Origin of the sequence: Enhydrobacter aerosaccus, assembly GCF_900167455.1 — a bacterium.
GTDB lineage: Bacteria > Pseudomonadota > Alphaproteobacteria > Reyranellales > Reyranellaceae > Reyranella > Reyranella aerosaccus.
Map to the genome: position 1 here is coordinate 303,181 of NZ_FUWJ01000004.1, position 6,392 is coordinate 309,572.

Here is a 6,392-nt window from a genome sequence, read left to right on the forward strand (position 1 = left end):
CCTGTGCGGGATAAGGCTGTGCAACTGGGGCCTCAACTGTAGGAGATCAACGGCCGAACTGCACGTTGTAGGTACGGCTGTCGCCCGGCTGGCTGCCCTTGCATTGAGCCACACCATCCTGGCCCACTTCGCAATTCACGATGTTGCGGGCGTAGGTCCTGCCATCCGTGCATTTGGGATTGGATTTCTCTTCGATCACAAGTTTGCCATTGTCCCAGCGCGCTTCGGCTGGTGCTTCGCAGGTGGCACCATTCTGCTGCACGAAGTTCACCTTGCCCTTGCCCTTGTCGTCCAGCGTGTAGGCAGGCCGCAGATCCTTCTCGCCCTGCGGCGTCGCGAGGCCGGTGCGCGAACGCCAGTCACCCCTGAGGAAGGCGAGGTCCTGCTTCTGCTTTGCTTCCGGCGGCACCACCATCGGCTTGGGCTCATCCTTCTTGTCGGCGGCTTGCTTGTCCTTATCTGGACCGTTCTGCCCCTTGTCGGGACCATTCGGTGACTTGTCTGGTGCGCCGGCGGTGTTCTTGTCGTCGGGACTTTTCGTCCCGTTTTTGTTGGCCTCGTCCTTGTTGGTCACGTCGACGCCATTGGCGCCATCCGGAGCGGCGCCGCGTTCGATCGGCGCGCCGGGAATGACGCCGATGATCGCGCCTCCCGGTCCCAGCACGCCGGCAGAGCAATTGGCACCGCGTTGCGCCACCTCGTCGGTGAGGCGTGCGAGTTCGAGGCGCAGGTCCTCGTTCTCTTTCTGCAGCGTGTCCATTCGCGCCTGCTGCAGGGCTGCTGGCGCCCGTACCGACATCGTGAGGGCACGGTCGCGCGCATCTGCCTCGAGCCGGGGCTCGATGTGCGGCAGGTAAGGCCGCACGACCCAGGCAAGAGCCGCCAGCAACAGAAGCAGCAATGCGGCGAGCAGCACCCATTGCCACCACAGGCTCCGCGCCGGCGTGCTCGCCACTGCCGCGGCCGGAGCCGTAGCGAGCACGGCGTCGGATACGGGCCGCTCGGACATGGGCCTCGCGGGCGTGGATGGTGCCGGTGGACTTGCCAGGAAAACGCCCGGCAATGCCGCGTCGGCCGAGAAGCCCCAGAAGGTCATGATCGGCCGGCCGTCGACGACATACAGGGTTTCCTCGCCCGGCGCCGTCAGCGCCAGACGCAGGAGTCTGGCGAAGTTGCGTTCGGCACCCGATCGGCCCGGTGCCACCATCGAATCGGCGAGGCTGGCGAGATCGGCATGCAGGCGGCGAACCTTCTCGAGCACCGTTGCGCGTTCGTTGCCGCCGAGATCGGCCAGGCGCCGGACGTCGCCATCGTGGGCTGCGTACCAGTCGATGCGTCGACCCGAGGGATCGGCCTCGGGGATCGCCAGAAGATCCGCATGCTCGCGCGACAGCCGCTGGCCGATGGCGGCGCGCAACTGCTGTGCGGCGCGCCACACCGGATCGCCGCCAAGACCCAGCGCGCGATAGCGCTGCAGCGGTTCACTGCTGAGGAGCGGACCGGTCATCGAAAGCCTTCCTTCACCGTCCGCCCGTTCGTCGTGCACCGTTTCATCGTCCACCCCGTGGGCAGGACATGGTGTAGGTCCAACGGGTGCCCCACATTTCTCCAGTTACGATGACATCGACGGAATAATCCCCGGCCACGGGGTTCCAGTCGAAACCGAAGCCACCGCGACCACTGCGTGGGCCGCCGGTTCCGGCGAGGACCTGGCCGCGATAGATCACCTTTATATCATCCGGCTTGACGTAGAGGTTGTAGTTGATCGCCACGAAGCCCGGCTTGTCGCCGAGATAGTGCCGATTGCGCGTCACGCCCTCGCCGCCGGAATCGCCCGACCAGTCGCACGGCAGCATGCCGGGCGGGGGACGGCTGACCGGCGGCGCAGCGGCATGTTGCGGCGGTGGTGGCGGAGGAGGGGGCGCCTTGGCCACCGGGGGCGGCGGTGGTGGTTGCGGCGGCTTGGGAGGCTCGATCGGCTTGCACTGTTCGACCTTGTGCTTGAGGTCTTCCTCCAGCGCGGCGAGCTGTGCCTTCAACTGCTTCTCAGCCGATTGTGCGTCGTCGAGCGAGGCCTTGAGCACCGGCGTAGGATCTGGCGGCGGCGGCGGTGCCGGCGGCGCGGGTGTCTCCAGCGTCGCGATGTTGGTCGAAGGATCGACCGGCGTGCAGGCCCGCAGCAGCCACGACGCGATCAGCAGCAACAACAGCAGCAGAAGGCCGAACAGCAGGACGCCGAGCCATCGCGACCAGCCGGAGCGGACCGGCAGCACGACGGCGGGAGCGCTGGCGAAAGTGGCAGCGGGCGGCGCGGTTTGCGCGATCGGTGCAAGGGGCGGTGCAGCCTGCAGGCTGGCGGCGGCATCGGCCTCGTAGCCCCAGGCTGCGATGACGGGCTGTCCGCCGACCAGGAAGATGAAATCGTCCGATGGTCGCGTGGTGGCGAGTTCGAGCGATCGTCCGACAAGGCGGGCCTCGTCGCTGCTCTGCGAAGCACCAAGTTGCGCACCGAGACGCCGGATCGCTTCCAGATGCGACTCGACGGTGCGCAACACCTGCGCCCGCTCGGCATCGTCCAGCTCCGAGAAGCGACGCACCGGCCCGTCGGTCGCCGCATACCAATCGATGCCGTCGCGCGTTTCGCGCAATTGTGGCTCGGCCAGGAGATTGGCTGACCCGTCTCCAAGCCGCCGGCGGATTACGGACAGGAGCTGTCCCGCGACCGCGTGCAGGGGCTCTCCGCGCACGCCCAACGGCCGGACGCCGAGGCGCGTCGTGAGAATCAGAGTGGGGCGGTCACCCATTGAAACGGCTGCATCTCCTACCGGGCACTATAGCAGCCGCCGAATAGGACTTGTTTATGACGTGCTCGTTCCAGACGTGGAGGAACGGCTAGGCCGGCACATTGTCGGCCTCTGTCTTGGAATGGTCAGGCAAACCGCTTGTTGATAATGCGAATGATTATTAATATCATAAAGGTGTTTCGGAACCAGCCGGAGGGAGCACATGGACAACTCGAGTGGGCAGATGGCCGCGCACCTGGATCGGCCTCGCGGGACGGCAGGCTGCGGCCGGGCCGGATGCGCCTGTTCGCTTCCGGTCGGCGAGCGCTTCGTCCTCTGGGCCATGCGGCAATGGCAACAGGACCGTGCCCTGCCGAGTGAGGACTCGATCCTCTATCGCGGTTTCAGGACGGCTGGCCTGCTGGAGGTCTTGCCGGACTTCGCCGTGGCGATGGATGCGCTGCTGTTCGGTGCCCGCCGCGCCATTCATATCCATCTGCCGACCTGTTCGAGCGTCAGTGGCGACGAGGCGACGCTGGTCGCGTTGTGTGGGCTCGCGCAAAGCGATCTCGAGCGGCCCCTGCTGGCATCGCTCGACGTGATGATGGCACCGACCGCGTCCCGCGTGGCGGCCGAGCGGCTCAAGGTCTTCGCGCTGGCGCTGGGTGAGGCGGGGTTGCGGCTCGCTCCACCCGCCGGCGCCGCCGGCGCGGGACTGCACTGAAATGAGTGCCCCGATGACGGACCGCCTTCACGACCTGCAACGCGCCATGCGCTTGATTGCTCATGCTGTCGAGAGCCTCCCCGAGAACTGCCGCGATGTGGCGGCGAATGCGCTTCTGAACATCGCAGCCGAGGCTGTAGTGGAGGATGTCGGCTGCGCCGAGGCCGGCCGCATCTTCGCGCGGCTGGCGGATCACCTCCATGAAGGAAGGCAGCCGCCGGCCAGCGGCGCGGTGTCGCTTTCGGGATTCGACGCCTGAGGTGCCGCCTCAGATCTCGATGCGGCTGCCCAGTTCGACGACCCGATTCGCCGGCAGGCCGAAGAAATCGCCGGCGCTCGAGGCGAAGCGCGCGAGGATGAGGAACAGCTTCTCCTGCCAGCGCGGCAGGAGCGGCCGCGTCGCCGGGACGAAGCTGTTGCGGCCGACGAAGTAGGATGTCCGCATCGGATCGACCGGCACGCCTCGGTCGGCGAGGGGGATCAGGTCGCGCGGCACATCGGGCTGTTCCATGAAGCCGTACCGCAGGACGACGTGATGCACACCCTTGCCGAGATGCGCGACCTGGGCGCGGGCGTTGGGTGGAACGTAGGGCTCATCCGGCACTTCGACGGTGAGTAGCACCACCTGCTCGTGCAGCACTTCGTTGTGCTTGAGGTTGTGCAGGAGACAGCTGGGCGCGTTGCCGGAGAAGGCCGTGAGATAGACGGCGGTTCCCTGGGGCCGGTGAACGCGGCTCGGATTGATGCTGCCCAGCAGCGTCTCCATCGGGAGCGTACCCTCTCGCTCGCGGACGGCGACGGCCATGCGGCCTTTGAACCATGTCCACATGGCGGCGAAGATGACCAGCGCCAGCGCGAGCGGGACCCAGCCGCCCTGCAGGAACTTCATCACATTGGCCGCCATCAACGTGGCATCGATCGCCATGAAGCTGCCGAACACCAGGATCGCCAGCGGCCAACTCCATTTCCAGGCGCGCACCGCAAGGGCGAGCACGAGCAATGTGGTCACCAGCATGGTGCCGGTGACGGCGATGCCGTAGGCAGCGGCCAGGTTGGTCGACGACTTGAAGGCCAGTACCAGGATCACGATACCGCCGAGCTGCATCCAATTGATGGCCGGCACGTAGATCTGCCCGAACTCGCTCGCCGAGGTGTGCTGGATGCGCACGCGCGGGCTGAGGCCGAGCAGCGTCGCCTGCTGCGCCATCGAGAAGGCGCCGGAGATGGTCGCTTGCGAGGCGATGACCGTCGCCGCAGTGGCGAGCGCGACCATGGGGTAGAGAATGGCGGACGGGGCGAGACGGAAGAACGGATTTTCGATCGCGGTGGGATCGGACAACAGGAGCGCGCCCTGGCCGTAGTAGTTGGCCAGCAGCGACGGCAGGACGACACCGAGCCAGGCATAGCGGATCGGCTTCTGACCGAAATGGCCCATGTCGGCGTAGAGGGCTTCGGCTCCGGTGACCGCCAGCGTCACGCCGCCCAAGGCGATGAAGGCGATGAAGCCGTGGCGGAACATGAAGTGAAGGGCGTGCAAGGGCGACAGGGCGAGCAGGATGTGCGGCGCATGCACGATCTCCCACAGCCCGAGGCCAAGCAGAGTCGCGAACCAGATCAGCATGATCGGCCCGAACCAGCGGCCCACGCCGGCGGTGCCGAACTTCTGCACCATGAACAGGCCGATCAGGACGCCCAGCGCCAGCGGGATCACCAGCGGCTCGAAGGCCGGCGTGGCGACGTTCAGGCCTTCGACGGCGCTGAGCACCGAGATGGCGGGCGTCAAGAGGCAGTCGCCATAGAACAGAGCCGCCCCGGCCATGCCCAGCATCAGAAAGATCGTGCGCCAGCGGGGGGTCAGCTCCGAGCGGCGGGAGACCAGCGCCATCAGGGCCAGCACGCCACCTTCGCCCCGGTTGTCGGCGCGCATGACCACCATGACGTATTTCACCGTCACGATGATGATCAGGGCCCAGGTGATCAGCGACAGGATGCCGAACACGTCTTCCGGCACCGGCCGCAGTCCCGTGAACTCGCTGAAGCACTCCTTGACGGTGTAGAGCGGGCTCGTGCCGATATCCCCGAAGACGACACCGAGCGCGGCCAGGCTGAGCCGGGCGAAGCGCTTGCGACTCACCGGGGCGGACGTTCCATGGAGGGACATAGGGTCTGAAAACAGGCCTTTCTTCGCCCGATCCGGGAACCTGCCGGGCACGGCGGGCGGGTATTGCGCCGCCGGCCGGGCCGGTCAATCGGATTTTTATGGCATTTTTATACGGTTCGCGACGCCGGTTATGGCCGCGACTGGGGAGAATTCGGCGGGGAACAGGCCCTGCAGAGGGACGTCGCTGACTGGAAACGCTCAGGAATCGGCGTGTATGCAGCAAAAAGGCCAGGCGCGGAACGCCTGGCCCGGAGGGCGCCATTTTGGATTGTTCCGTTTGATCAGAACGTCTTGCTGACCATGAAGAGGGCGCGCGAGGCGCAGTTCATGGTGTTTCCGCAGTTTTGGTAGGCGTTGACGCTGGTTCCGACGTAAGAGACGGAGAAGTCGACGGTGAAGGCGGTCATGGTGAGGCCGGCCTGCCAGTCCCAGTAGTTGTTGCTGCTGATGCCGTAGTTGACGTTGTTGGCGACATACTGGTTGCCGATCGAGCCGAACAGCTTGAAGGCGATGTCTTCGTGGAGCTTGATGAAGGGCAGCGGCACGGTGGCGAGCAGCTGCTTGTACCAGGCGGTGCCGGAATTGGCGAAGAAGTTGGGGCTGTAGTGGACGCCGAAGGTGAACTGGGCGACGTCGAAGTCGTAGCCGACTAGGAGGCCGTACTCGATGAAGCCGATGTCGGGCGTGGAGCCTGGATAATTGTATCGCATCCAGCTGAGGTCGA

General features: G+C 65.8%; 6 protein-coding genes. 2 read left to right on the forward strand and 4 right to left on the reverse strand.

Features of this window, described 5'->3' with window-relative positions; translation table 11 throughout:
• Window positions 1–46 precede the first annotated feature (46 nt).
• Window positions 47–1,507 carry an SrfA family protein gene (locus B5D62_RS18655; RefSeq protein ID WP_085935422.1) on the reverse strand — a complete coding sequence of 487 codons (1,461 nt, stop codon included), beginning with the start codon at window positions 1,505–1,507 and terminating at the stop codon, window positions 47–49.
• A gap of 43 nt (window positions 1,508–1,550) precedes the next feature.
• The gene (locus tag B5D62_RS18660) at window positions 1,551–2,804 is read right to left on the reverse strand and encodes a hypothetical protein (RefSeq protein WP_085935423.1); all 1,254 of its coding nucleotides are present in this window, start codon (window positions 2,802–2,804) and stop codon (window positions 1,551–1,553) included.
• Between the two features lie 202 nt (window positions 2,805–3,006).
• Here B5D62_RS18660 and B5D62_RS18665 point away from each other — a divergent pair, with 202 nt between their 5' ends.
• Both B5D62_RS18665 and B5D62_RS18670 read left to right on the forward strand, forming a co-directional pair.
• On the forward strand, window positions 3,007–3,507 hold the full coding sequence (locus B5D62_RS18665; RefSeq protein WP_085935424.1) for a hypothetical protein: 501 nt from the start codon (window positions 3,007–3,009) through the stop codon (window positions 3,505–3,507).
• Window positions 3,508–3,520: 13 nt separating this feature from the next.
• Window positions 3,521–3,766, forward strand: coding sequence for a hypothetical protein (locus tag B5D62_RS18670; protein WP_139373958.1), 246 nt, complete (start codon window positions 3,521–3,523; stop codon window positions 3,764–3,766).
• A gap of 9 nt (window positions 3,767–3,775) precedes the next feature.
• Here B5D62_RS18670 and B5D62_RS18675 read toward each other — a convergent pair whose 3' ends face one another.
• Together B5D62_RS18675 and B5D62_RS18680 are read right to left on the reverse strand one after the other, a co-directional pair.
• Entirely contained in the window at window positions 3,776–5,668 is a 1,893-nt protein-coding gene (locus B5D62_RS18675; RefSeq protein WP_085935426.1) for a potassium transporter Kup, read from the reverse strand.
• Between the two features lie 281 nt (window positions 5,669–5,949).
• The coding region (locus tag B5D62_RS18680) for a TorF family putative porin (protein WP_218191128.1) at window positions 5,950–6,392 on the reverse strand (443 nt) is incomplete at its 5' end.

Bases quoted from the DNA above. Each gene is read 5' to 3' on its own strand.
- B5D62_RS18655 (WP_085935422.1), bottom strand. From the start codon at position 1,507: ATGACCGGTCCGCTCCTCAGCAGTGAACCGCTGCAGCGCTATCGCGCG.
- B5D62_RS18660 (WP_085935423.1), bottom strand. From the start codon at position 2,804: ATGGGTGACCGCCCCACTCTGATTCTCACGACGCGCCTCGGCGTCCGG.
- B5D62_RS18665 (WP_085935424.1), top strand. From the start codon at position 3,007: ATGGACAACTCGAGTGGGCAGATGGCCGCGCACCTGGATCGGCCTCGC.
- B5D62_RS18670 (WP_139373958.1), top strand. From the start codon at position 3,521: ATGACGGACCGCCTTCACGACCTGCAACGCGCCATGCGCTTGATTGCT.
- B5D62_RS18675 (WP_085935426.1), bottom strand. From the start codon at position 5,668: ATGTCCCTCCATGGAACGTCCGCCCCGGTGAGTCGCAAGCGCTTCGCC.